20 protein-coding genes, 1 tRNA gene, 1 other RNA gene and 3 pseudogenes are annotated in these 22,819 nt (G+C 68.1%); 15 read left to right on the top strand and 10 right to left on the bottom strand.

Annotated elements, in window-relative coordinates:
• Window positions 1-106 precede the first annotated feature (106 nt).
• The 4 genes from J7E91_RS24770 to ffs all read right to left on the bottom strand — a co-directional run bounded on the left by J7E91_RS24770 (window position 107) and on the right by ffs (window position 5,710).
• Entirely contained in the window at window positions 107-1,783 is a 1,677-nt protein-coding gene (locus tag J7E91_RS24770) for a hypothetical protein (protein ID WP_251016208.1), read from the bottom strand.
• A gap of 234 nt (window positions 1,784-2,017) precedes the next feature.
• Window positions 2,018-3,271 (bottom strand): phosphoribosylamine--glycine ligase, encoded by a 1,254-nt coding sequence (gene purD / locus J7E91_RS24765; protein ID WP_214908427.1) that lies wholly within the window; start codon window positions 3,269-3,271, stop codon window positions 2,018-2,020.
• Window positions 3,272-3,312: 41 nt separating this feature from the next.
• A complete protein-coding gene (locus J7E91_RS24760) occupies window positions 3,313-5,568 on the bottom strand; it encodes a DNA polymerase III subunit gamma and tau (RefSeq protein ID WP_214908426.1) in 2,256 nt (751 codons plus the stop codon).
• Window positions 5,569-5,611: 43 nt separating this feature from the next.
• Window positions 5,612-5,710, bottom strand: an RNA gene (gene ffs, locus J7E91_RS24755) — signal recognition particle sRNA small type.
• Between the two features lie 109 nt (window positions 5,711-5,819).
• Here ffs and J7E91_RS24750 point away from each other — a divergent pair.
• A tRNA-Ser gene (locus J7E91_RS24750) sits at window positions 5,820-5,907 on the top strand.
• A gap of 108 nt (window positions 5,908-6,015) precedes the next feature.
• Here the strand turns inward: J7E91_RS24750 and J7E91_RS24745 are convergent.
• Window positions 6,016-7,278, bottom strand: a complete 1,263-nt coding sequence (locus tag J7E91_RS24745) for a hypothetical protein (protein WP_251016206.1) — start codon at window positions 7,276-7,278, stop codon at window positions 6,016-6,018.
• A 174-nt stretch (window positions 7,279-7,452) separates the two neighbouring features.
• Between J7E91_RS24745 and J7E91_RS24740 the strand changes: the two genes are divergently transcribed.
• Both J7E91_RS24740 and J7E91_RS24735 read left to right on the top strand, forming a co-directional pair.
• The gene (locus J7E91_RS24740; RefSeq protein ID WP_214908425.1) at window positions 7,453-7,935 is read left to right on the top strand and encodes a hypothetical protein; all 483 of its coding nucleotides are present in this window, start codon (window positions 7,453-7,455) and stop codon (window positions 7,933-7,935) included.
• A complete protein-coding gene (locus tag J7E91_RS24735; protein WP_214908424.1) occupies window positions 7,932-8,594 on the top strand; it encodes a hypothetical protein in 663 nt (220 codons plus the stop codon). The genes J7E91_RS24740 and J7E91_RS24735 overlap by 4 nt, the downstream gene beginning before the upstream one ends.
• A gap of 89 nt (window positions 8,595-8,683) precedes the next feature.
• On the opposite strand, the gene J7E91_RS24730 is transcribed toward J7E91_RS24735, so the two are convergent.
• On the bottom strand, window positions 8,684-8,998 hold the full coding sequence (locus J7E91_RS24730; protein WP_214908423.1) for a hypothetical protein: 315 nt from the start codon (window positions 8,996-8,998) through the stop codon (window positions 8,684-8,686).
• Between the two features lie 7 nt (window positions 8,999-9,005).
• On the opposite strand from J7E91_RS24730, the pseudogene J7E91_RS24725 reads away from it, so the two are divergent.
• A pseudogene (locus J7E91_RS24725) lies at window positions 9,006-9,377 on the top strand (mobilization protein); the annotation flags it as partial.
• Between the two features lie 27 nt (window positions 9,378-9,404).
• Here the strand turns inward: J7E91_RS24725 and J7E91_RS24720 are convergent.
• The 3 genes from J7E91_RS24720 to J7E91_RS24710 are packed head-to-tail and all read right to left on the bottom strand — an operon-like array spanning window position 9,405 to window position 11,924.
• Window positions 9,405-10,175, bottom strand: a complete 771-nt coding sequence (locus J7E91_RS24720; RefSeq protein ID WP_251016205.1) for a WbqC family protein — start codon at window positions 10,173-10,175, stop codon at window positions 9,405-9,407.
• The gene (locus J7E91_RS24715) at window positions 10,141-10,809 is read right to left on the bottom strand and encodes a YdcF family protein (protein WP_214908420.1); all 669 of its coding nucleotides are present in this window, start codon (window positions 10,807-10,809) and stop codon (window positions 10,141-10,143) included. Before J7E91_RS24715 ends, J7E91_RS24720 begins: the two co-directional genes overlap by 35 nt.
• 14 nt (window positions 10,810-10,823) lie before the next feature.
• On the bottom strand, window positions 10,824-11,924 hold the full coding sequence (locus J7E91_RS24710) for a helix-turn-helix domain-containing protein (protein ID WP_214908418.1): 1,101 nt from the start codon (window positions 11,922-11,924) through the stop codon (window positions 10,824-10,826).
• Between the two features lie 153 nt (window positions 11,925-12,077).
• Here J7E91_RS24710 and J7E91_RS24705 point away from each other — a divergent pair, with 153 nt between their 5' ends.
• The 9 genes from J7E91_RS24705 (at window position 12,078) to J7E91_RS24665 (ending at window position 19,742) form a co-directional block, all read left to right on the top strand.
• Window positions 12,078-12,506: a hypothetical protein gene (locus J7E91_RS24705; RefSeq protein ID WP_214908417.1), complete on the top strand. Its 429-nt coding sequence runs from the start codon at window positions 12,078-12,080 to the stop codon at window positions 12,504-12,506.
• 8 nt (window positions 12,507-12,514) lie between these two features.
• On the top strand, window positions 12,515-12,916 hold the full coding sequence (locus tag J7E91_RS24700) for an ATP-binding protein (RefSeq protein WP_214908467.1): 402 nt from the start codon (window positions 12,515-12,517) through the stop codon (window positions 12,914-12,916).
• Complete coding sequence (locus J7E91_RS24695; RefSeq protein ID WP_308377027.1) at window positions 12,913-13,383, top strand: hypothetical protein; 471 nt, start codon at window positions 12,913-12,915, stop codon at window positions 13,381-13,383. Before J7E91_RS24700 ends, J7E91_RS24695 begins: the two co-directional genes overlap by 4 nt.
• A gap of 51 nt (window positions 13,384-13,434) precedes the next feature.
• Window positions 13,435-14,556 (top strand): adenosylhomocysteinase, encoded by a 1,122-nt coding sequence (locus J7E91_RS24690; RefSeq protein ID WP_214908416.1) that lies wholly within the window; start codon window positions 13,435-13,437, stop codon window positions 14,554-14,556.
• 5 nt (window positions 14,557-14,561) lie between these two features.
• Window positions 14,562-15,104 (top strand): NUDIX hydrolase, encoded by a 543-nt coding sequence (locus J7E91_RS24685; protein WP_214908414.1) that lies wholly within the window; start codon window positions 14,562-14,564, stop codon window positions 15,102-15,104.
• A 310-nt stretch (window positions 15,105-15,414) separates the two neighbouring features.
• On the top strand, window positions 15,415-16,914 hold the full coding sequence (locus J7E91_RS24680; RefSeq protein WP_214908413.1) for an RNA-directed DNA polymerase: 1,500 nt from the start codon (window positions 15,415-15,417) through the stop codon (window positions 16,912-16,914).
• A complete protein-coding gene (locus tag J7E91_RS24675) occupies window positions 16,901-17,392 on the top strand; it encodes an SLATT domain-containing protein (RefSeq protein WP_214908412.1) in 492 nt (163 codons plus the stop codon). The genes J7E91_RS24680 and J7E91_RS24675 overlap by 14 nt, the downstream gene beginning before the upstream one ends.
• A gap of 155 nt (window positions 17,393-17,547) precedes the next feature.
• Window positions 17,548-17,799, top strand: a complete 252-nt coding sequence (locus J7E91_RS36210; protein ID WP_251016203.1) for a thiopeptide-type bacteriocin biosynthesis protein — start codon at window positions 17,548-17,550, stop codon at window positions 17,797-17,799.
• A 455-nt stretch (window positions 17,800-18,254) separates the two neighbouring features.
• Entirely contained in the window at window positions 18,255-19,742 is a 1,488-nt protein-coding gene (locus J7E91_RS24665; RefSeq protein WP_214908410.1) for a HEPN domain-containing protein, read from the top strand.
• A 460-nt stretch (window positions 19,743-20,202) separates the two neighbouring features.
• On the opposite strand, the pseudogene J7E91_RS24660 reads toward J7E91_RS24665, so the two are convergent.
• Window positions 20,203-21,223 (bottom strand): annotated as a pseudogene (locus J7E91_RS24660) (tyrosine-type recombinase/integrase); the annotation flags it as partial.
• Window positions 21,224-21,443: 220 nt separating this feature from the next.
• On the opposite strand from J7E91_RS24660, the gene J7E91_RS24655 reads away from it, so the two are divergent.
• Together J7E91_RS24655 and J7E91_RS24650 are read left to right on the top strand one after the other, a co-directional pair.
• On the top strand, window positions 21,444-22,109 hold the full coding sequence (locus tag J7E91_RS24655) for a GntR family transcriptional regulator (RefSeq protein ID WP_308377036.1): 666 nt from the start codon (window positions 21,444-21,446) through the stop codon (window positions 22,107-22,109).
• A gap of 38 nt (window positions 22,110-22,147) precedes the next feature.
• A pseudogene (locus J7E91_RS24650) lies at window positions 22,148-22,819 on the top strand (histone deacetylase); the annotation flags it as partial.

Below are 22,819 nucleotides of genomic sequence, written 5' to 3'. Positions count from 1 at the left end.
CGGGGAGCGCCCCGGCACGTCCCCTCCCGGCACCGTGACGTGCTGGGCGGGGTGTGGGCGAGTACGTCCGCATGCTGTGCCGGGCCGGACGGCGAAGCCACGTGGGTTACACCAGGCGGACCGTCTTTTCCGGCCGTACTCCTACCGAGGCCAGCCAGGAGCGCAGTGGTGCCGCGTCGCCGTCTTCCACCAGGCTCAGGACTCGGGTGCCCAGGTCCGCACGGCGTTCGCCGTCGACCAGGAGTGCGGGGCCGTCGAGCCAGTCCAGGCCGGGGGCGGCGCCCGCCGTGTCGACGGCGGCACAGCAGACCATCGCGGTGACGTGGTCGGCGAGCAGATCACGGCCCGTCCTCGGCGGCTGAAGCGGGAAGAGCGGGAGCGGGCCGGTGTCCCAGGGGTCGTCGCCTTCTCCCAGGCCGAGTGGCGCCGGCGGCGGAGCGGCTGCCTCCTCCCGGGCCACCTCTGCCCCGATGGCGGCGGCGAGCGTCTCCGCCGCCGGGTTGAGGGCGTCGGCCGTGGCGGGCGGACGGTTCCCGTTCGGGGCGGGAGCCGCGGCGGTCGACAGGTGATCCATCACCCGGATGAGGGTCGGAGCCGCGGGCGCCGAGGCACGGCGTACGCCCATGGTGTCCAGGACTCGGTGCAGGCGGGCGGCGTCGGTGCGCCACTTGCGGTCCACGACCTCTTCCGGGTACTGCTGCCAGTCCACCGGCGACCAGTCCGGGCCCGGCTCGGCGGGGCCGCCGTGGAAGAGGCGGGCGGCGAGAAGCGAGGTGGCCTCGTCCACCGAGCCCGGTTCTTCGAGCAGGTCGCACGCCGGGCGCTCGCCCAGGCGGGAGGCGAAACCGTCCGCCAGGCGGTCGCGGCGCGAGAGTTCGGTGAGGGCGGAGACCACGCCCGCATCGAGACGGGACGGCCAGCGGCCCATGCGCCAGGCGGGCAGCGCGACCCGGGTCAGGAGCCGGTCCCAGCCCGCGTACGCCAGGCCCACCTGCTCCTGGGCGACGATCCGCAGGCCGTAGTCGACGGTCTGCGCGCGTTCCGAAGCGGCCGTGGCGACGCCCCGCTCCATCTCGGCGGCATGCAGCCTGCAGCCGTGCAGGAGGAGCTTCGAGACCCAGCCGACGAAGCGCAGGGGGACCCGGCGCAGTGGTCCCTGGTTCGGGGCGGCTGCGACGGCGACCGCGGCGTCCAGGCCGCGTACGAAGCGGCGGGCGGCGGCTATGTCGGGGTGCGCGGAGGGGCCCGTACCGGCGACGACCGGGGCGAGCACCGCCCGCAGCTCGGCCACCCGCATCCACCACAGGAACGGCGACCCGATGACCAGCACGGGCGCTGCCGCGGACCTGCGGCGTCCGGGGGCGCCCGCTATGGACGCCGAAGCCGGATGCGTACGGTCCTCCAGCCAGCTGTCGCAGTCCGGCGTGAGCGCTATCGCGGACGGCGCCGGCACCTCCAGCCGGTCCGCCAGGTCGCGCACGAGCCGGTAGAGATCCGGTGCGGAGTGCTCGGCGACCTCCACCGTCGGGGTGGTGGCGGGTCTTGCCCGTACGATCACGGCCCCTACGGCGACGGCCGCCAGCAGGGCCACCACCGCCGTGACGGTCATCACCCAGCGCACGGCGTCCCAGGCCCCGCCGACCACATGGCCCGTCGCGCCGCCCACCAGCAGGACGACGGCGACGGCCGCGGGCAGCAGGGCGACGGCCAACGCCGCGCTGCGGACACGCAGCACGGCGAGAGCCCTGGAACGCGCGGACTGCGCGCCCCTCTCCACACCCATACCGGTACCGGACACGGCCGGACGTCACCCCCTTCGCCCTGCGACGGCTTTGCTCACTCCCCCACTGTGGCACCCGCCACTGACATCGCAATGTCGGTGGGCCAAGTGCCGGAATGCTTGCGCCGCACCCTAGTTGGGGGTGGGGCGGCCGTCAGCCGGATGGCCCAGCGGTCACTCGATGGAATGGCTTTGGGGAACGCTGCTGACGCCGTCGGGCGTAGGAGGCGGGTGGGATCAGGCCCCGGACGCCGCCTTTTCGGCGATGTCCGTGCGGTACTGGGAGCCGTCGAGACGGATCCGGGAGACGGCTGTGTACGCGCGCTCACGGGCCTGGGTGAGGTCCTTGCCGGTCGCCGTCACCGACAGCACCCGGCCGCCCGCGCTCACGACGGTGTCGCCTTCGCGGCGGGTCCCGGCGTGCAGTACGTACGCGTGGGGTGCGTCCTGGGCCGCGACCTCGTCGAGACCCTCGATCGGGTCACCGGTGCGCGGCGTACCGGGGTAGTTGTGCGAGGCGATGACGACCGTCACGGCCGCGTCGTCGCGCCAGGTCAGCGGCGGCTCGACATCGAGAGTGCCGTTGGCGGAGTTGAGGAGCACGCTCGCCAGCGGAGTCTTGAGTCGGGCCAGGACCACCTGGGTCTCCGGGTCGCCGAAGCGGGCGTTGAACTCGATGACCCGTACGCCGCGCGAGGTGATCGCCAGGCCCGCGTACAGCAGCCCGGAGAACGGTGTGCCGCGGCGGCGCAGCTCGTCGACGGTCGGCTGGAGCACGGTCGCCATGACCTCGTCGACCAGCTTGGGGTCGGCCCACGGGAGCGGGGAGTACGCGCCCATGCCGCCTGTGTTGGGGCCCTCGTCGCCGTCGAGCGCGCGCTTGAAGTCCTGCGCGGGCTGGAGCGGAAGGACGGTCACCCCGTCGGTGATCGCAAAGAGGGAGACCTCGGGGCCGTCGAGGAACTCCTCGATGACCACGCGGTCGCAGGCCAGCGCGTGCTCGCGGGCCGCCTGGAGGTCGTCGGTGACGACGACGCCCTTGCCCGCGGCGAGGCCGTCGTCCTTGACGACGTACGGCGCTCCGAAGGCGTCCAGCGCCGTGTCGATCTCTTCGGGGGTGGTGCAGACGTAGCTGCGGGCGGTGGGGACGTTCGCCGAGGCCATCACGTCCTTGGCGAAGGCCTTGGAGCCCTCCAGCAGGGCGGCCTCCTGGGACGGGCCGAAGCAGGGGATACCGGCCGCGCGCACGGCGTCGGCGACGCCCGCGACGAGCGGCGCCTCCGGGCCGACGACGACGAGGCCGGCACCGAGCTCGCGGGCGAGCCTCGCCACGGCGGCGCCGTCGAGGGCGTCAACCGGGTGCAGCTCGGCCACCTCGGCGATGCCGGCGTTGCCGGGGGCGCAGTACAGCGCGGTGACGTCGGGATCGAGGGACAGAGAGCGGCACAGGGCGTGTTCGCGGGCGCCGCCGCCGATGACGAGGACCTTCACGGTGTGCAGCCTAGCCCGCGTGCCGCGCTCCCCCCGCCGCGCTACTCGTTCGTGAACTCCTCGACGACCGTCGCGCCCAGCTCCCGCACGATCAGGTCGTGGCCGGAGAGCGCCGAGTCGACGAGGTCGGCGTCGTCCTCTGCCGGTACGTCGTCCTCGATCGCCATGGGCGGGGGTGCCGGTGCGGGCGGCGGCGTCGGCTCCGCCGCGTAAGAACTGCCCGCGGAGGCCTCGGGTGCGGGGCGCTGCGGCCCGGCGGCGCCTGCCGGGGCGGGCTGGGCCTGCGGGGTGGGCTGGGCGGGGCGCGGAGCCGGGGCCGGGGCGCGCCCGCCGAAACCGCCACCGCCTGCGCCGCCACCACCACCGAAACCGCCACCGCCTGCGCCGCCACCACCACCGAAGCCGCCGCCACCGGGCGGCTGCGCGCCACCGCCACCGCCGCCGCCGGACGGGTCGACGACCGACTCGATCTTCCACTGCACGTTGAAGGACTCGGCCAGTGCCTGCTTCAGCACGTCCTCGCTGCCGCTGCTCGCAAAGTTGTCCCGGGCGCCGGCGTTAATGAAGGCGATCTGGAGCGTGGTCCCGTCGAAGCCGCTGACCTGGGCGTTCTGGCTGAGCAGGATCCAGGTGAAGCGCCGTCGGTTCTTGACGGCCTCCAGGATGCCCGGCCACATGTTCTGTACTTGTACGGCGCCCTGGGCGGCCGGCTGGGAGACGGCGGGCGCGGGCGCTGCTGCGGCAGGGGCCGCAGTCGGCGCCGCGACGGGCGCGGGCTGCGGCTCGGGCCGGCCCTGGCCCGGAGCGGAGGCAGTGGGCCACCCACCGGGCCGGCGCCCCCCGGCGTCCTGTCCAGCGCCGGCACCCGCACCGGAGCCGGGCCAGGCACCGGGACGCTGGCCACCCTCGGCGGCAGCGGGGGCGGCCACGGGGGCCGCCGCAGGCGCGGCAGCTACGGGCGCGGACATCACAGGTGCAGGAGCGGGGGAGGGGGAGGGGGCCGCCACTCCCCCAGGCACCCCAGGCACCCCAGGCGCGCCCGGAGCCCCAGTCGCCCCAGGAGCCCCATGCGCCTCGGGCCCCGGTACGTACCCCATCGCGGGACCGGGAGCTGCGGCCGCGGCCATGAACGCACCGCCACCGTTGCGCTCCAGGCGGTCCAGCCGCGCCTGGAACGAACGCTCGTCGTCGAAAGCGGCGGGCAGCAGCACCCGGGCGCAGATCAACTCCAGCTGAAGCCGCGGCGATGTCGCGCCCCGCATCTCCGTGAGGCCCGTGTTGACCAGGTCGGCGGCGCGGCTCAGCTCCGCCGCGCCGAACACGGAGGCCTGAGCCTGCATCCGCTCCACCACATCGGCGGGCGCGTCGATCAGGCCCTTCTCGCGGGCGTCGGGAACGGCGGCCAGGATCACCAGGTCCCGCAGCCGCTCCAGCAGGTCGGCCACGAACCTGCGGGGATCGTTTCCGCCCTCAATGACCTGGTCCACGACTTCGAACGCGGCCGCTCCGTCGCCCGCCGCGAAGGCGTCCACGACCGAGTCGAGCAGCGCGCTCTCGGTGTACCCGAGGAGTGCGGTCGCCATGGCATATGTCACACCGTCGTCGGCCGCGCCGGCGAGCAGCTGGTCCATGACGGACATCGAGTCACGCACGGACCCGGCTCCGGACCGTACGACGAGCGGAAGCACTCCGTCCTCGACCGGGATGCCCTCCTTGCCACACACCTCACCGAGGTATTCGCGCAGCGTCCCCGGAGGCACCAGGCGGAACGGGTAATGGTGCGTACGCGACCGAATGGTCCCGATGACCTTCTCGGGCTCGGTCGTCGCGAAGATGAACTTCAGATGCTCCGGGGGCTCCTCGACCACCTTCAGCAGGGCGTTGAAGCCCGCCGGGGTGACCATGTGCGCCTCGTCGATGATGTAGATCTTGTAGCGACTGCTGGCGGGCCCGAAGAACGCCTTTTCCCGCAGGTCACGGGCGTCGTCCACGCCACCGTGCGAAGCGGCGTCGATCTCGATGACGTCGATGGACCCCCGGCCGTTCCTGGCCAGGTCGACGCAGGACTGACACGCGCCGCAGGGGTTCGGCGTGGGGCCCTGCTCGCAGTTCAGACAGCGGGCGAGGATGCGGGCGCTGGTCGTCTTTCCACAGCCCCGCGGCCCGCTGAACAGGTACGCGTGGTTGACCCGGTTGTTACGCAGGGCCTGCTGCAACGGGGCAGTGACATGCTCCTGCCCGATGACCTCGGCGAACGACTCGGGACGGTAGCGGCGGTAGAGCGCAAGGGACGACACGTATACGAGGTTATCGGGACCCACTGACAACCGGCCCCGCCCCAACGCAAGCGCCCCCCACGCACCCGCCAGAGCTCACTTACCCTTGCTGCCTTCCGGCCCTGGGGGAGTTCGGTGAGATAGCGCCACGTGAGGGGCTGGCCCCCACACTAGCGGATCGCCCCCCAGGAAAACGAGCCGGGCCCCGACCACGGCCAACGTCGGCGGAACGCGTTCGCGAGCACTCCTCAACGTCTTGTATTGTTTGCGGCGGAGGATTCGCCTAGTGGCCTAGGGCGCACGCTTGGAAAGCGTGTTGGGGGCAACCCCTCACGAGTTCGAATCTCGTATCCTCCGCCATTGCTCTCACCGGGCAATACGTTGAAGGGCTCCGCAGCTTGCTGCGGAGCCCTTCGGCGTTGGTGGTTGCAGTTTTGGTTGCAGTTGTCGCCAGCAGGCCGCCGCGGCCTACCGAGCGTTCAGGAGCTCACGGCACACGCCGCAGAACATGGCCGCGTCCCGCCCGTACCGGCGCATCAGCTGGTCACACCCCGTGCACGGCCCCAGCTCCCACGGCGGACAGCCCAGTGCCGCAGAGGCAGCAGCCCGCTCGACGGGCAAGATCAGCATGGGGTTCCGCGACCGCTGTGCCGGCATCCGAGGCAGGGTGAATCCGCCGGTCGGCTGCCCCAGGTCTCGAATGGGCCGTGCGTCGCTGACGAACCAACCCTCTTCACCCGCTCGGCAGTTTCGGTCGATCTCCTGCTCGGCGAAGGTGATCTCGTCGTCCTCCTCTTGCCCTGGCGCCTCGGGAAGAGGAGTCTTCTCGCCGACCATCTGCAGCCAGCGCTCGCAGTCGGCCGCCGAGACCCACATGTGCCGCCCTGCCCGGCCGCTCCCCCGATTGGGCACGTAGACCGGCACGCTCTCCCCCATCGCGCTCGACAGCACAAGGTCTTCGAGGTGCACCGCCTTCTTCTCCGGCAGGCACAGGGCGGGCAGGAACCATTCCGAGTGAACCTCGCCACAGTGACCGGCGCCATCGGTCAACAGGCAGTGGCGCTCGCTGCTGGCCACGCATTTCCAGACCTGGAGGTGGCGGTAGCCACCGCGGATCACCATCTCCTTCCCGTCGGCGATATCCCTCCAGGGCATGTCGTCCACGCGTGCCCAGGGCGCCCGGTCTATAAGGGAAGCCGTCCGGTCCTTCGCGACCCACAACGGAGTGATGTCCTGCTGCACGGCGTTAGCCGAGCGACGGTGCACGCTGCTCGGGCTGAGGTGGTGGTACTGGATCTCCCACCCGATGCGTATACCTCCGGGGCCGGTGACGAGGGCGTCGGAGATGCTCCGGCGGTTAGCCGTAGGCACCTCGGCATCGGCGTCCAGGCCGTAGCGCGAGGCGGTCTCGACGACCCGCTCCTTCGTGGCCTTGTGCTGCTCGCTCTCCGCCGGTGTGGCCTTGTGCGTGACCGGCAGGTGCGAGGCGACGAGGGGCCGACGGCCCCCGACGCGGCCTCGGCGGATGAACATCCACGGCGACTTGCCGCCCGACTCAGACAGACAGTCGCGGCCGTCATGGTGCGCGAGGCATTCGAGCAGCTGCGGGTCGCGTTCGGCGACGCTCACGGTGATCTCCCGCAACAGATCGGGACGCCCCGGGTGACCGAGGACAGACAGTGACAGATTGATCTCTAGGCCATATCCGGTGTGCCACACCCCATTTGCCATTTCTCCACCATAGGAACGGCGGTGAGTCTCCAACAGAGTGCGTGGTGAAAGGCGGCGGCTCGCTCGCGCTTCCGCCGGAGGCGTCCGGCCTCGATCGGCTGATGTCGATCAACCCGCCCCCGCCTGTCGGTGCCCCTGAGTACAGTCCTGGAAGGGAACTTGGGGAGGGGCCGCGTGTCTTTCGAAAGCGATCAGTACACACACATCATGGAGCAGCTCAAAGAGGCCGAGCTGGGGGATCTGGCGAGTCAGCTGGATCAAGAAGTCCGGCAGGGTCGGGCAGTCTCGGAGGAGAAGCTCAAGCAGGAGCAGGCGAGCCAGTACGCGGCACGTGCCAGTCGGCTGGCGGAGAGGAAACTGCCACGCCTTGAGGAGTCCGACGTCGCGGTGATCCCGTACACGGACGACGAGAACATCGAACTCATCCGTGCGGCCCTCCTGACGCTCGCCGAGACCATGTACGCATCGCGCAAGGCCGCGCTAGACGTAGCTGAGGCTCACGGGATGGAGCTGACCATCGAGTTCGGTGACCCGGAGCTGGAAACGCCCTCCTCAATTGAACTGGATGAGGAAACAGGGCGGGCGCGTGTCACGCTCGAACTGGTGCGGGAGTTGTTGTCTGAGGGGATCGACGCGCGCGCGGAGGCCAACCGATGAGCAGGGTAAGCCTGATCCAGGCCATCGAGAAGGCGATCGGGGTCCTGCAACCCATGTACCGCAACAGCGCGGATGAGTCCGACCTTTACGAGGCATCGATTCTGACGCTGTGCCTCGATGCCGCGAGGGCGGCCGGCGGGACCACAATGCTCACGCAGGACGGCACGACTCCAGCCACTGCGCTGCGCTTTCGCAGGTCACCGGGAAACCTCTGGTCGGGCACCTTCACCTACATCCTGGTCAGCTTCCCCGGCATCCGGAAGCAACTGGAGATCCACCTCGGCGTGTACGTCGTCGCCGCCAACTCTAAGGTCGCACACGAATGCGACGTCGCCATCATCGACTACAAGGAAGCCGAGCGGAGCCGGCAGGCCAGGGTGCACCCACGGACCGTCAAGCTCGTCGCGGCGATCGAAGCGAAGCACTACAGCTCCTCACCTCCTCTTGGCGTCGGCAGGGGGTTCCTCGGGCTGGCCCAGGAAATGGGTGCGAAGAAGTGCTCGCTCGTTTTTCCGTCGCAGAGTTCCACCAATCTGGGGGCCCTGATCGCTGGGCGCCCGAGTGAGTCGTACCCCGAACTACTGCCGGGCACTGATGCCGCTAGGCGGCTGCGCTCGCAGCTCGACCAGGCCATCCGAAACTGGAAGAACAAGCGCTGATCCAGTGCGATCCGCCCATCACAGAGGGCGCCAACCAGTTGTGTTGGCGCCCTCTCATGTTGACGTCATGGGGGATAGCCGAGCAGCGTCTACCAGTCGTCGGCGTCGCCGTACTTTCCCGGGTTCTGTGCGCGGTCCACAGCCTGTGCGCACGCCTCGGTGAACGCGACCTTCACAGCCTCCTTGTCGATGCCGCGAGCCTGGGCCACAACATCCTGCGCGGTGCTGCGGGCGGTACGCCAGGCCGCCGGTCGGTCGGTGTAGGCATCAGTCTCGAAGTCCCAGGCTGGCACCGCCCACTCTGCGGGGAGACCAGTCGCCTGCGGCTCGCCGCTGAGGAGGAATGCCGCTCGGGCGTGGAAGACCACCGTCCGCTCGGGCATCCCGTCGCGGATGGAGCGCATACCGCCGGAGGAGGTCCGCCACACCCTGGTCAATGACGTACACGCTGCCGTCCCGGAACACGCCGAGCGGATACTCGCCGACCCCGGCTGGCCCGCCCTCGCCACCGTCCTCGCCGACGCCGAAGCCGACGGCCACCAGCCCCACCAGCTCCTCAAGGAAGCCGCCGCCCGCCGAGAGCTCGGCACCGCTCACAGGCCCGCCCGCGTCCTGATCACTCGCATCCAGCACACGAGCCGCGAGCCCGCGCCCAATCTCCGCGCCGAGGCAGCCCGCCTGCGAAGCACTACCGCATCAGCCTTCGGTGGCTCTTCCTCCACCGACCAGCCGTCGAAGCCAGCCGCGACTCCCACGAGCCGTCCGACCCGCCCACACCGCTGATCCGGACGACGCACGAACAGGCAGCGGTCAAGCGGCGGCCACCATCAGGCCGTGGTCGAAGGCGAGCCGCTGCATGCGGGCGGCCACCTCCTGCGGGCCGAGTGCCGCCAACGCCCACAGCGAGCTGAGACTTCGGCCGGAGGACCAGATGTGGGTCATCGGCGGCTGGAACGGCAGGACGGCAATGCCTTCGGCGGCGAACAGTGCCGGGTCGAGATACGTCATGCCGCCGGTCCCGCACACGTACGCGCGGGCGCCAGTGACGGCAGATAGATCAGCAAGTCGCTGGGAGCGGCCCGGCCTGGCGGGAAGATCGCTGCTGGTCAGGATCCTGCCCTGCCAGCCGAGCAGACCGAGCAGAGCACGGGTGGAGATCTCGGCAACCATGGCGGTCCTGCCTGCGCCGAAGGCATCCAGTACTGGGGCCAGAGCCTGTGCGAGCACAGGCCAGTAAGGGCTCGCACCGTAGTACTGCCGCAGCATCGCCGCAGTTTTCCGGCGGGCCCGGTCAGGATCGTCGATCAGCGCCTCCCGGATGAGAGTCGGCCGTCCGCGGGGAAGGTGTGTAGGGACGGTGAGCCACTGCCGACGATCCGGTTCGTCGAGGGCACCGAGGCGGGCTCGGTGCTGGTAATCGCGGCGGGTGAACTGGACGTCGTCTAGGACGATCCAGTAGTCCGCCGCGAACAGCTTGGCCAGTGTGGTCAGTCTCGGGAACAGATTGGGCTGGTGAATTGCGCACAGTCCGCCCGACTCGGGCAGGTCAGGAAGAGATGAGACGGCTGGTGAAGCCGTCATGGATGAGGGCTTCATACGCTGCATGCACGTCCTCCGGGACCTCCTGCTCGATGGCGAATCCGAGCTTCGGATACTCGATGACCCGCTGGAGATCGCCGACGAGCATGTCCAGGACGAGCTTCTCGTCGCCGATGGACTTCACGTAGTCGTCGAACTCCAGCGGCTCCGACGCGCAGAGGATCTCGACGTCGGGCCACAGCTTGCGGGCGGTCGCGAACGACCGTCGTTCCATGTAGGGCTTGGAGACCAGCATCACCGTCGTCGGGGTGATGCCGGCGGCGGCGAGGACCTCTCGGGAGAACGTCACGTTCTGCCCGGTGTTGCCAGCCTCCGGTTCCAGCAGGATCGCCTCGGCGGGGACGCCGAGGTCGATGGCATGCTCACGGAAGTGGACGGCCTCGCCGCGCGGGAAGACCTTGGCAGTGGTGGGGCTGTTGCCGCCGGTGAAGACCAGGGTCGAGAACAGCCCGGCGCGGTAGAGCTCGACGGAGTGGGTCGCGACACCGAGATCGTGGCTGCCCAGCCCGATTGCCACGTCGACGGGCCGCAGCTGGTGGTGCATCTGGTGGTAGTCCCAGATCAGCACGGCCCGGTGCCGCTGGTCCTCGGTGATGGCCTGCTGGTTGTCGCTCACGCGTCTCTCCCTGGTCACCGTCGCCGGGGGCCGGTCGGCCCCTTGTTCATGGCCTTGATGCCCTCGATACTGCGCAGTTGGTGCACGAGTCCGTACTGCGCGGCCGTGCGAGTGGCTTGATCGAGGACGAGGATCCCATCATCCCGGGTCGCCGCGTCGGAGAGCAGGATGTGGCCATGAGCGGTGTCCAGCCGTACGCGTTGCATCGGAGAGTCCGCGGCCCCGCTGCTGCGTGCGATGTCGATGAAGTGCAGGGCCTGAGTGAGGTCGCCAGCACCACGTCGGGCGAGGGCGAGTTTCTGGTGGGCGACCGACCAGTCGTCGGGTTCGGTGAGGTCCTCGAAGTCGCGGGTCGCGGCCTGCATGACACGGGTCGCGTAGTCGTGGCGACCGTTCTTGCTGAGCGCCGTACCCACCCACAGGCGGGCCCTGGCACGGTCGCGACGGGATAGCCGGTCATCGACGGCGAGGGTTTCGTAGTGACGGGCGGCGACCTCCAGCTTGCCGGACATTTCCGTGACCACCGCGAGGGAGAGGTCGAGCTGGGCGACACGTCGCGGAATGTCGAGCTGGATGAAGACCGCGCGAGCCCCGGCGTAGGAATGCTGGGCGGAGAGGGGGCCGAGCACAGAGCCTTGGTCGCGTTTGAGGTCACCGAGCAGCGCGGTCGAGCGGGCGAAAAGGTACAGGCCCTTTTCGTCCAGTTCCCGGGCGTTGAACCGCACCAACCAGCGGCTGAGCAGGCTGTCGGCGAAGGCGAAGTTCTGACGGGAGAGCGCGACCACGACGCGGTCCAGGTCGTCCGCCCACGATTCGTATTCCCAGGCTCGGGGGCCGACGGGGGTGACGCGCCGTCCGGCGCCTTGCACGGTGCTGGCCATCTCCGACAGGAGCGTCTCGAAGCGCAGGTGGGCGGCGGCGTCCGCGCGTCCGAGGGCGGTGTCGAGGATGGCCTGGGTGTCGGGTCTGGGCTCGGTTTCGGCGCGCTTGCTCTCCCACTTCGAGACCGTCGCGACGGCCACGCCGAGGTGCTCGGCAAAGGCCCGCACGCTCAAGCGCAGGGCGAGACGCAGTGCCCTGGCCTCCAGGCCGGTCCAGTGGTGCACGGTTGCCACGCCTCACTCCCTTCCACTGTCATCGAAGCAGATGCCTGATGGCGGCGGGACGGAAGTGGAACGGAAGTAGAACGGCAGGTGATTGGCCAGGAGTTCGGCGACATCCATGCTCAGGATCGTCACCACTTGTCGACCCTTTGGACGGTCCCCCGCATGGAACCCCTCACGGAACATCGCCTGGTCAGCGGGCCTGTCGTCTACGGCTTTCTGCGGCTGGTGCGGGTCTCCGAAGCCCGGCAGGAGGCGCTGGTCGCCTCGCTCGCCGAGTACTGCCGCAGCCACGAGCTGGAACTGTCCGGCGTCTTCACCGATCGCGAGGCGAGTGCCGGCCCCGGTTCGGTGGCCTTCACCGGTCTGCTGGACGTGTTGGCCCTGCCGGACGTCTACGGCGTGCTCGCCCCGGCGGCGTCACACCTCGGCCCGAAGGCGATAGCCGCTGAACGCGGTCGGCGGATCGAGGCGGCCGGCTCCCGGCTGCTTCTGGTCCGCCGGTCCCACCCCGCATGCCCGCCGATTGCCTCCAGCACGGCGGCCCGCCGCCACAGCCCGGGAACCACCCGCCTCCTGGATGCCGAGTCATGAGGGCAACAATGATCGAATCGGTGCAGCGCTTCTTCAATGCCCATCCCGAATCCGTGGGACACGCAAGGGAATTCGCCTCGGCGACCCTGGCCGGATGGGGCCTCGCGGAACGGATCGACGACATCCGCCTCTGCGTCTCCGAGCTGGCGACGAACGCACTGGTCCACGGCACTGTCTCCGACCATGGATTCCTGGTCCGGCTCGACGCCGAGGACGACGTCGTACGCCTGGAGGTGCACGACAGCCGCCGTCGGCGCCCCGAGACTCGCCAGGCCGCCGACACCGACTTGTCCGGACGCGGTCTGGTCTTGGTGGCCGCGCTCGCCGACGGCTGGGGAGTGCAGGACCGCACACCGCTCGGAAAGATCGTTTGGTCCTGCTTCAAGACCGTAGGAGGGACGACCGCGTGAGCGCCACCTTCACTCCGACCGGCCCCGAGCTTCGGCTACTGGTCTCGCTCGCCGCCTGGAGCTGGCCGGGCACCGGTCCGGACGGCCGCGAGATCGCCCACATCCTGATTGCCCACAGTCCTGCCTCCGCCCTCCCCTGCACTGCTGACGCGCCCGAAGCCCGCATGCGGCGTCTCGCAGACAGCCTCGGCGGACTGGGCCGGGCGGAGGACGTGGTCCGGGACGCCGGCCGCTGCCTGCACATCATCGGCGACCACGTGTTTCTGCACTTCCCAGGCGCCTCCCGCAGGCTGCGGCTGCCGAGCCGCCCCGACTGGACAGCGCTGGTCGCCCGCACCGGCACAGCCGTTCTCCTGCTCGGTCTGGAACCGCTGTCGCAGTCCGCCGGCGCCTCTCAGCTCGACACCTACCTGGATACCGCAAGCGGGGCCGACCGGCTGTTGTTCGGGCTTGCCCGCAGCCGCTGACCCCCTGGAACTCCCTGCACGCCCCTGTTGCACGGATGAGAGGCAACTGCCGTGGAAACCTTCGAACGCGCCAAGCTGGACGCATACTTCGCCCGGATCGCCGTCCAGTTCGCCCCCGACGAGCAGACCTCGTCGTTCCTGATCACCCACCTACTGGCCGAGCGCCCCGCATTCGTCCGCGCCGTTGCCGCGATGACCCGGCTCACGGCGGTGCTGCCCAAGCCGAAGTCCGTCCACCCGGCTGCCCAGCGCGAGACCGAGCGGACCGTCGCCGTCGACACCCTGACCCGCGAACTGTTCACCGACCCGGACACCGCGCTGGACTACTTCGAATCCCGGGCCGCCGGGGAACCCGTCTCCCTCCTCGACGTCGGCGGCTACTTCGCCCCCACCCTCACCGACCTCCACAGCCGCTTCACCGGCCGCCTGGTCGGCGTCGTCGAGGACACCGAGAACGGCCACCGCCGCTACGAAACCCTCGACAAACTGCCCTGCCCCGTCATCTCGGTGGCCCGCTCCCCGCTCAAGGACCCCGAGGACTACCTCGTCGGCCAGTCCGTCGTGTTCTCCACCGAGGCCGTCATGCGCGGCCGCGGCGACATCCTCCACGGCCGCCCCGCCCTCGTGATCGGCTTCGGCAAGCTCGGCTCCTCCATTGCCCGGCTCCTGCACGCCAAGGGCGTACAGGTCACCGTCTTCGACATCGACCCAGTACGCCGCACCCAGGCCCTGTCCCAGGGGTTCACCGTCGCACGCGACCGCGAGACCGCGCTCACTGGCGCCGGCCTGGTGCTCTGCGCGACCGGCGCGGTCTCCCTGTGCGGCGAGGACTTCTCCCACCTGCGCAACGGCGCATACGTCGCGACCGTCACCTCCAGCGAGGACGAGCTCGACCTCGCCGGCCTGCCGGACGTCTACACCCGCACGGTCGTCGGGGACCACGTCACCCGCTACCAGACCACTGGTCATTACTTCTATCTGGCGAACGGCGGCAATGCCGTCAACTTCATCCACGGCGCGAGCGTTGGACCTTTCATCTTCCTGATCCAGGCCGAGATCCTCGCCGCGATCAGGATGCTCACCCGCGGAGACCTCACCCCTGGCATCCACGAGGTCCCCGCACCTGACCGCGAGGCTATCGCGGCGACCTGGCTCTCCTACTTCAACAGGTGATCACCATGCCCATCACGGCCAGCCACATCCACACCACCATCACCGCGTACCTCGACCAGCACCCCGAGGACAAGCGCGAGATCGACATCGTCCAAGGTCTCCTCGACGACGGCGACGACCTCACCAGCCGCAAGTCCCTACCAGGACACGTCACCGCAGGCGCGATCCTCGTCGGCCGCGACGGCCATGTCCTGCACATCCTCCACAACGCCACCGGCAAATGGCTGCTGCCCGGCGGTCACATCGAGCCCTCGGACGACACGCTCCTTCAGGCCGCCGGCCGTGAGCTCGCCGAGGAGACCGGCATCCCGCCCTACGTCGTCACCCCGCACAGCGAGATCCCACTACACATCGACGTCCACCCCATCGACGCCAACCCCGCCAAGGACGAGCCCGCCCACCAGCACTTCGACTTCCGCTTCCTCTTCCGTACGATCACCGACATCGGCGAACTGCAGACCGAAGAGGTCACCGACGCCGCGTGGCGCACGGTGGAGAGCCTCGCCGACGAGCAGCTGAAGCAACGGGTCGCCCGCGCGCTTCTCTAAGCACCGAGGGCCGGCGACTCCCGAGCACAACTACGATGCCGCCGTGCTCGGGGCGCCCGCACGTGCGGTCGGTGCGGCCAGCCTCTCTCGACTTGGGCCTTACTCGACAGCCAGTCGGGGCCATACGGCCGACCGTAGCGGGCGCAGGGAACCACCTCAGTGACCAGTGGGTCACATCCCCCTCAACTGCCCGGTTTTGCCGCCTCACCGGCTGGTGGGGGACCGGTCACAAGCGAGGCAGACCGCGACCAAATCTCAGCCCCTCCCAGATACCATCCGGTAAGGCGTCGTCATTCGATAAAGGGGACCGGTGAACCTACCCAACAGGCTCACCAAAGCCAAAAACCTGCTTATATCGGGCGAACACCAGTCAGAGGTCCCCGACGTCATCGGGTACCAAGACATACAACACCAGTGGGAACGCGGATACCGCGAGACGCTGGCGCGGGCCATCGAGGACGGCGCATGCGGCCCGGAAAGTACCAGCATCATCGACTTCCCCAAGACCGATCTGACCGTACGGCCACTGGCCCGTTTCTCCACCCGAGACCGGCTTATCTACGACGCGCTGGTCTTCACCATCGCTGATCAGATCGACTGCCAGCTTCACCCCGGCGTCTCCAGCTACCGATGGGACCGTTTCAAGGGCGAGCCCATCGGATGGTGGTCCAACTGGTCCTCCTACCGGGCAAAGTCTCTTCTGGCTATCCGCTCCGATACTTCACTTAAGGTCGCCTATCTCGACATAGCAGCCTTCTATGAGCACATCGACGTAGCCATGCTCGGGGACGATCTAAAAGCCCTCGGTGGTGACGGTCGAGCCGCCGACCACATCATCGACTTTCTCACCCGGTTCCAGACCATCAACCACGCCTGGGGCCTGCCCCAAGGGCCGGACGCCTCCGGCATCCTCGCCAATCTCTACCTGGCCCCTGTCGATTCCTACCTGGCCCAGAACAGCGCCCGGTTCCTGCGCTACTCCGACGACATCAAGGTCTTCCATCCCGATTGGAGTGAGCTGCGCGATCTGTTCCTCGGCGTGAACAGCCAACTGCGCTCCAGGAGGCTCGCCATCTCCTCCAGCAAGACCGTCATCCTCGATCCCCAGGACGCCCGGGAACGCGAAACCGACATCCAGCATGACTCGCTCGCCGGCGCCATCAGAAGGGGGCGCCCACGCGCTCGCGAAGATCTTGCAGCCTACTTCGAAAAGATCGTCAAAGAGGGGAAGTTCAACGGTAACCAGGTCCGCTTCGTTCTCGGCCAGCTCCGCATGATCAGAGATGATCGAGCCGTCAGCTGGTGCCTGGACAACCTCACCCGCCTCCCACACGCCATCACGCACGTGTTCAAGTACCTCAACGCAGCCAAGAGAAGAGCGTCCGAGATCGAAGTCGCCCTGGTCCGGTTTCTGCACTCCAACAACAGCGCCACACACCCACTGATTGAGCAGCGAATCCTTCGCTACCTCATCGCCATGGACATCAAGGATGAACGGGCAAAAGAAGCAGCGTGGAATATTCTCGGGGACCGCAACCGGGCCGAATACGCCCGCGAGTACGCAGCACGCTACATCGGAGAGCACGCATCCATTGCCGAGGCCCAGATGCTCCGCCACCGCTTCGAGGGGGAGACCAACGCTGCCGTCCGACGCGCCGTGCTCGTCGCACTGTACGAGGCCCGCTACCTCACGACCCGCTACCGCAACGAGATCAGATCCTCCGTGCCCGGCATGGAATGGCTGTGCAGCTTTCTTGCCACAAACCCGCACATAAGTCCGCCCCTGATTGGACCCTATGTCTACTTCTGACACGCCGTACGAGAGCATCAAGACCGAACTGGCGCGCATCCAGAGCAACTGCCTCTACGCCGCTCAAGGATACTTCGAAGCGGCCAAGAGCGCGGAGAAGTGGGGACGACTGATGGTGTTCATCCCCGCCTGCGTGACCGCAATATGCAGCCTTCTGGTTGCTGTCAAAGTCGGCCCCGCAGTCTTCTTCAGCGGGCTCGGTGCCGTCTCCGGAGCCGTCGCAGCCACTGCGGCTTTCCTGGGCTCGCCAAAGACCGCGGCTGACCATCTCGCGTCTGCCCGCGCCTACACCGCGCTCAAGCACCGCGCAGACACCGAGATCAGCTTCCTAACCGAGGCATCCGACCTCGCGGTCTTCGAAGCTAGAACCCGAGAGCTGAGCGCCGACTACGTCCGCATCACCTCTACCGACACACCGATGGCGAACAAGTTCTACGAGAAGGCCCAGCAGCGGATACAGCAAGGCGCGGCCGAGTAGCCGAGTTTTGGGACCAGCAGCCAGTGTCCAGGTCATTCACCCTAGCCCCGACCCACCCTGACACACGCTCTGGCCTGGACGGCGCCGCCTGAACTGGTGACCGTGGTGTGGTTCGACGGTGCCCTTCCTTTGGCGCTCCGCCAGCCAATCCAGCAATGACCGTCGGGGACGGCTTCGACCTCCTCGTCTCCGAAGGGCACCTCCAACGCTGGTGGGCCGGCATCTACGAACCGGAGACGCCAGCGTTCGGCGGGAAAGCCAACATGACGGCTGCGCAGGCGCTGTTCGTCACCGACAGCCGAGAGATCCAGCAGTTGCGCCAGCGCGACGATCTCACCATCGGGCCCAGGGAGTTGTCCGACCTGCTGTGCACGATCATGATGCGCGCCGCCCGGTTGGAGTGGTAGGGGCGGGGCGATGTGGGACCGCGCCATCACGACGGAACGCCGCTCGACCATCAGCACGTTCCGGCGGAACGGCTCAACGCCCGAGCCGGCGAGATTCGCCCTCTCCTACTCGCCGACAGCGACGCCCTACTGCGCTCTGGAGGCCCGCCGGAACCCGTCGCCGAGTGGGCTGCCGCCTTCCGGAGCACCGGCCAAGCGCTCGCCCACGGCGTCCAGGACGGGTCTCTGGATCGCGGGCTGCGACAGGTGCTCAGGTACCGCAAGCGCGGCTGGCCAGATCAATTGACGATGGGTAGCCAAGCACGCGAAGCTTCTGGTGAGAAACGGTGTGCTGGTTGCGACACCTCCTACTAGGAGCTTCATCGCGCTGCGGAGCCGCCCATCCGGCGGACAGGCTGGGAAAGGCTTCTTGATTCTCTGCGGACCCAAGAGACGCAATTTCTCGGAGGATATTCTTGGCGAATAACCCGTTGAACCTTGACGAAGTCGGCGAATGGTCGGGCATCTGGTGGCTGCCCGACGACCCTAACCAGCCGATACCCGGTGTCCTCCGATACTCGCCGGACGACGGCCTGGTGCTTTCGCTGATCGGTGCGTTCGAGGACCGCATCATGTCGACGCCCTCTCCTGGCCTCACCGTGTTCCACGAGGGGAGCCGGAACTGGGACGTCATCCATGGCGCTGCCGAGCAACGGGAGATCTCCCTCCTCGGCTGTTACCCGAACGGTGTGAAGCGAACCATTGGCGCACGGGTGAAGAGCCCTGACAAGCAGACCGTGGTGGCGATGACCGCCCTCGTCGGGGCGCATGTCAGCGGCGAGGACGACGCTGTCTTTTCCGCCGCGGAGATCGCCGTCGAGGACCTCGGCCTCTGGGCCGCTTCGTCGGTGTTCGACGGGTCCCTAGGTGCTCCCGATGGCAAGATCGACGGGACTGGGAGCATCTCCGTGAAGCCGGTGGAGACGCGGTCGGTCCTAGTCGACGGGACAGAGTTCCGCCTACAGCACCAGCACACGCTGCCGTTCTTCGACCAGCGCAAAGGCGGCACCGTCGGGCGCATGCGCGACACGGCGTTCGTGCGCGTTGTCCCGGCCGCCCCGTTCTCCTTGGGCAGCGCGCGGGAAGCGGCCAGCCTGGTGCAGGACCTCATCTCGCTTGCGACCCATCAAGCCGCCGGCCTGATCTGGCTCCGGCTTGAAGTGGCGGAGAAGGAGCCCGCGCTGCTGCCGGACGGCCGTCCCGCGCCAAGGCGACGCGTCAATGTGCTCTACTCGCCTACCGCGCTCGGCAGGGGAAACGCCAAGGCAGTCGACCACCACCGTGTCTTCTTCACGTGTGAATCGCTCCCGTTCGAAGAGGTCGTGCCCCGCTGGTACGAGGCACGCGGCCGGCTGCAAGCGGCTACCCGCATGATCCTGGGCCTCCGCTACGCGCCGGCCCGCTACGTGGAGAACAACCTCCTGACGGCAGTGGGAGCCGCCGAAGTGCTCCACCGCGGTCTCCGTATCGACGAGAAGCCGTTCCCCAGGGCGGAATTCAAGGCGATGCGCGACGCCATGCTCGAGCAGGTTCCTGAGAAGCACCGGGAGAGGTTCAAGGGAGCCATCCGCAACGACCCGACGCTCCGGGACCGGCTGTACGCCCTCGCCGCGCGCCCCGACCAGGACGCGATCGCGCTTCTCATGCCAGACGTGGACCGGTGGGCAGAAAGGACCACAAAGGCCCGCAACGACCTGACGCACGAGGGAAAGACGCCGAATCACCGCATAGAGGAGCTATTTGCCGTCGTGGAGGTGACCATGGCAGTCGTCATTCTCAATCTTTTGCACGAGCTCGGCCTGCCTGCTGAGCGGCAAAGCGAGATCGTGCGGGAGCATCCCCAGCTCAGAGCGACCGCCAGCACTGCTCGCGAATGGCTGGTCTCGCCCGATGCCGTCTCCTGAGCCGCCGCGTGGCTGACGCCCTCAATCTTGCGGAGGCTTCAGGTAGTCGCCCGCTGAACTCCTCCGACGCCGCGCTCCAGCCTTCCGGGTGGGAGGCTGTCGTACGACGTCTCCGCCTGAAGGTGGAGGTCGGCTCGTATCTCATAGCGGATTTGGAGACGTTGAACTGGTGGAGCCAGGCCGAGCCCCCGGATCAAGCTTATGGCAGTCCTGAAGGCAGGACAGAGGGTTGCAGTTCGGGTTGCATTCAGGGGCGTTCAGGATCGTTCATACGACCGGTCCGCTACCCCTGCACCGCAGGTCAGAACGTCGGCGAACCCGCCCGGACCCCCAGGCGAACATTTGGAAAGCGTGTTGGGGGCAACCCCTCACGAGTTCGAATCTCGTATCCTCCGCAGCTGGAAGGCCCGGACCGCTCACGCGGACCGGGCCTTCTGCCTTTCCAGTCTCATCCGCAGTCTCAACGGGGCTGTTCGGGATCTTCCTCCGTCGCCCCGTCGTCGCTCTTCGCGACCTCCCAGATGAGTCCGCCGACCTGCTTCGCGACGTCTTGCAGGATGCCGCCGGTCACGTGCTGGTAGCGGGCCGCCATCGCCGTGGACGACCAGCCCATGATCTGCATCACGACGCGCTCGGGGACTCCGAGGATGAGCAGCACCGTGGCAGCCGTGTGCCGGGCGTCGTGCAACCGGCCGTCGCGCGCCTTGGCATCCGCGAGTAACTGCTTCCACGCGTCGTAGTCGGTGCTGGGCACCAGGGGCGCCCCCACGGGCGAGGTGAAGACGAATTCCGGTCTCCCGCCACTCCTGCGCGGCCCGCACCCGCTCCCGCTCCTGCTCCTGCTCCTGCCGGTGCAGCTCCAGAAGCCGGACCAATTCGTCCGGCACCCCGATCAGGCGGCGGCCAGCGCGAGACTTCGTGTTCGCCGTGTCCTCGTTCTTCCTGACGCGCTGCTTGCAGTAGCCCGGCGTGCGTCCGCACTCACCGCCGCAACCGTGCAGGTACTTCGGCCGAAGACGGTTCTTCCGAACCCGCAGAATGCCTGCCTTGAGATCCACGTCCGACCAGCGCAGTCCCAGCGCTTCCCCTTGCCGAAGACCGAGGGCGAGCGCGATGGACCAGCGGGCGCTGTTCCGGAGCTTGCTCGCTTCAGAGAGGAGCCGCTGCACCTCTTCGAGGCCGTACGGCTCGACCTCTTCGTCTTCGATTCGGGGCGGTACGGCGAGCGTGGCGACGTTCCGGGTGACGTGGCCGCGTCGCATGGCGTGGTTGAGCGCCGTCCGAATGGTGCGGTGGGCCTGGTGCGCGGTGGCGGGCTTGCTGCCATTGGCCAGCATCTTCGTGTAGAAGCGCTCCAGGTGTTCGGGCTCCAGCTTGTCCAGCCGGTGAGCACCGACGCCGGGGACCAGGTGCACCCGGACAGCGACCTCGTACCCGACGTACGTGTTCTCCCGCACCGAAGGTTTGGCGATCTCCTCCACCCGTAGACGGGCTGCCTCTTCCACCGTGAGCGCGAGAAGAGTGGGGTCGAATTCGTCTTCGCTCGGAGCGGCTTGTACTGCCGAGAGTTCGAGCGCGGGGATGACTGTCACGGAAGTCCCTCCTAGGCGGAGTTCCGGGGGCCGCAGCCCCTCCCTGTCAGGTCCGCTACTTCCGCTACCTCCGCTACCGCCCTGGTGCCCCCGTGAGCAGCTCTTGACCGTGTTCGAGTTGATGGAGCAGTACGCAGTCAGTCGGAACACGGTGCGGCTGGCCCTTCGTAGACTGACCGACGAGGGGTTGATCATTGCTGGTCAGGGTCGCGGTAGCTTCGTGCGCAAGCGGCTCACGCCGGCCGTCTGGGACTGGTCGGTACTGGAGTCCCGCTCGCGTCATCGGTCCGACGCCAACGGTGATCAGTGGGCCAGCGTCGTAGCTGAGAGCGGTCGGAAGCCCCGGCAAGAGGTGAAGGTGACGATCCGTCGCCCTTCGTCCGAGATCGCCCGTCAGCTACAACTCGATCCCGAGACAGCACTGACGGTCGTACGGGAGCGAGTGCGGATAGTGGATCAGGACCCCTACGCTCTGGCTGACTCGTACTTCCCAGAAGAGCTAGTCCGTGGAACCGCGCTGATGTTGCCCGAGGATGTCGCCGCCCCCGGTGGCGTGCTGGCCAGCATTGGGCTGATCCAAGTGCGCTACCAGGACGAGATCACGGTTCGGATGCCCACACGCGGCGAGTCCGAGAAGCTCGGTTTGCCTGCGGCGACGCCCGTAGCGGTCCACATGCGGACCGGTTACGACAAGGACGACCGCCCCTTGCGAGACATGATCACCAACCTGCCTGGGGATCGCCACGTCATCCGCTACGACGTGTCGGCCGAGTAATGACCGTTCGCGCAGCATCCATGGGATACCAGGAAGCAATGGTCAGCACACGCGTCGTCGACAAGGCGCAGTTCGAAGGCGCTATGCCGCATCAGGTCTGGTACACGTCCTACGGGTCGAACATGCATTTGGACCGCTTGGCCTTCTACATCGCGGGCGGTCGCCCACCGGGGGCGGCCAGAACTTACCCAGGATGCCGAGATAAGCGCGCCAGCAGCCTCTGTGCCGCTAGAGCTGGAAGGAGCCCTCTACTTCGCTACGGAATCTCCCGTGTGGACCGGAGGGCGCGCCTTCTACGACCCCTAGGCGAGCGGGCGCGTCTTCGCGCGGGCGCACCTGGTCACGGCTGAGCAGTTCTCGGATATCGCGGCACAGGAGATGTACCGAGAACCGGGCGTCGATCTCGACTTGCGCGAGGCTCTCAGTAAAGGCAAAGCCAAGCTCGGGGACGGGCGCTACGAAACGCTCATCTGCCCCGGCACGGTGGATGGCGTGCCAGTGCTCACCTTCACAGCCCCATGGGGCATGAACGATGTCGAGTGGGTCAAGCCCTCCCCTCCCTACGTGCGACACCTGTCAACGGGGCTACTGGAAGCATGGCCGCGGGACGAAGCCACCATTGCGGCCTACGTGGCAGCTTGCCCAGGAGCTGCCGGACAGTGGAGCGTGCGAGAGATCGTCGATCTCATTAGTACTGCAGCCGCGGTTAT

The sequence above is a fragment of the Streptomyces sp. ISL-99 genome (genome assembly GCF_018614005.1).
In the GTDB taxonomy this organism is placed as follows: Bacteria; Actinomycetota; Actinomycetes; order Streptomycetales; family Streptomycetaceae; genus Streptomyces; species Streptomyces flavidovirens.
Note: the sequence above shows the minus strand (reverse complement) of the source record. Positions and strands in the feature narration are given on the sequence as shown.

Coding starts and splice junctions, on each gene's coding strand:
- J7E91_RS24770 (WP_251016208.1), bottom strand. CDS start 1,783: ATGGGTGTGGAGAGGGGCGCGCAGTCCGCGCGTTCCAGGGCTCTCGCC.
- J7E91_RS24745 (WP_251016206.1), bottom strand. CDS start 7,278: ATGGCAAATGGGGTGTGGCACACCGGATATGGCCTAGAGATCAATCTG.
- J7E91_RS24735 (WP_214908424.1), top strand. CDS start 7,932: ATGAGCAGGGTAAGCCTGATCCAGGCCATCGAGAAGGCGATCGGGGTC.
- J7E91_RS24730 (WP_214908423.1), bottom strand. CDS start 8,998: ATGCGCTCCATCCGCGACGGGATGCCCGAGCGGACGGTGGTCTTCCAC.
- J7E91_RS24720 (WP_251016205.1), bottom strand. CDS start 10,175: ATGACGGCTTCACCAGCCGTCTCATCTCTTCCTGACCTGCCCGAGTCG.
- J7E91_RS24705 (WP_214908417.1), top strand. CDS start 12,078: ATGGAACCCCTCACGGAACATCGCCTGGTCAGCGGGCCTGTCGTCTAC.
- J7E91_RS24700 (WP_214908467.1), top strand. CDS start 12,515: ATGATCGAATCGGTGCAGCGCTTCTTCAATGCCCATCCCGAATCCGTG.
- J7E91_RS24685 (WP_214908414.1), top strand. CDS start 14,562: ATGCCCATCACGGCCAGCCACATCCACACCACCATCACCGCGTACCTC.
- J7E91_RS24675 (WP_214908412.1), top strand. CDS start 16,901: ATGTCTACTTCTGACACGCCGTACGAGAGCATCAAGACCGAACTGGCG.
- J7E91_RS36210 (WP_251016203.1), top strand. CDS start 17,548: ATGACCGTCGGGGACGGCTTCGACCTCCTCGTCTCCGAAGGGCACCTC.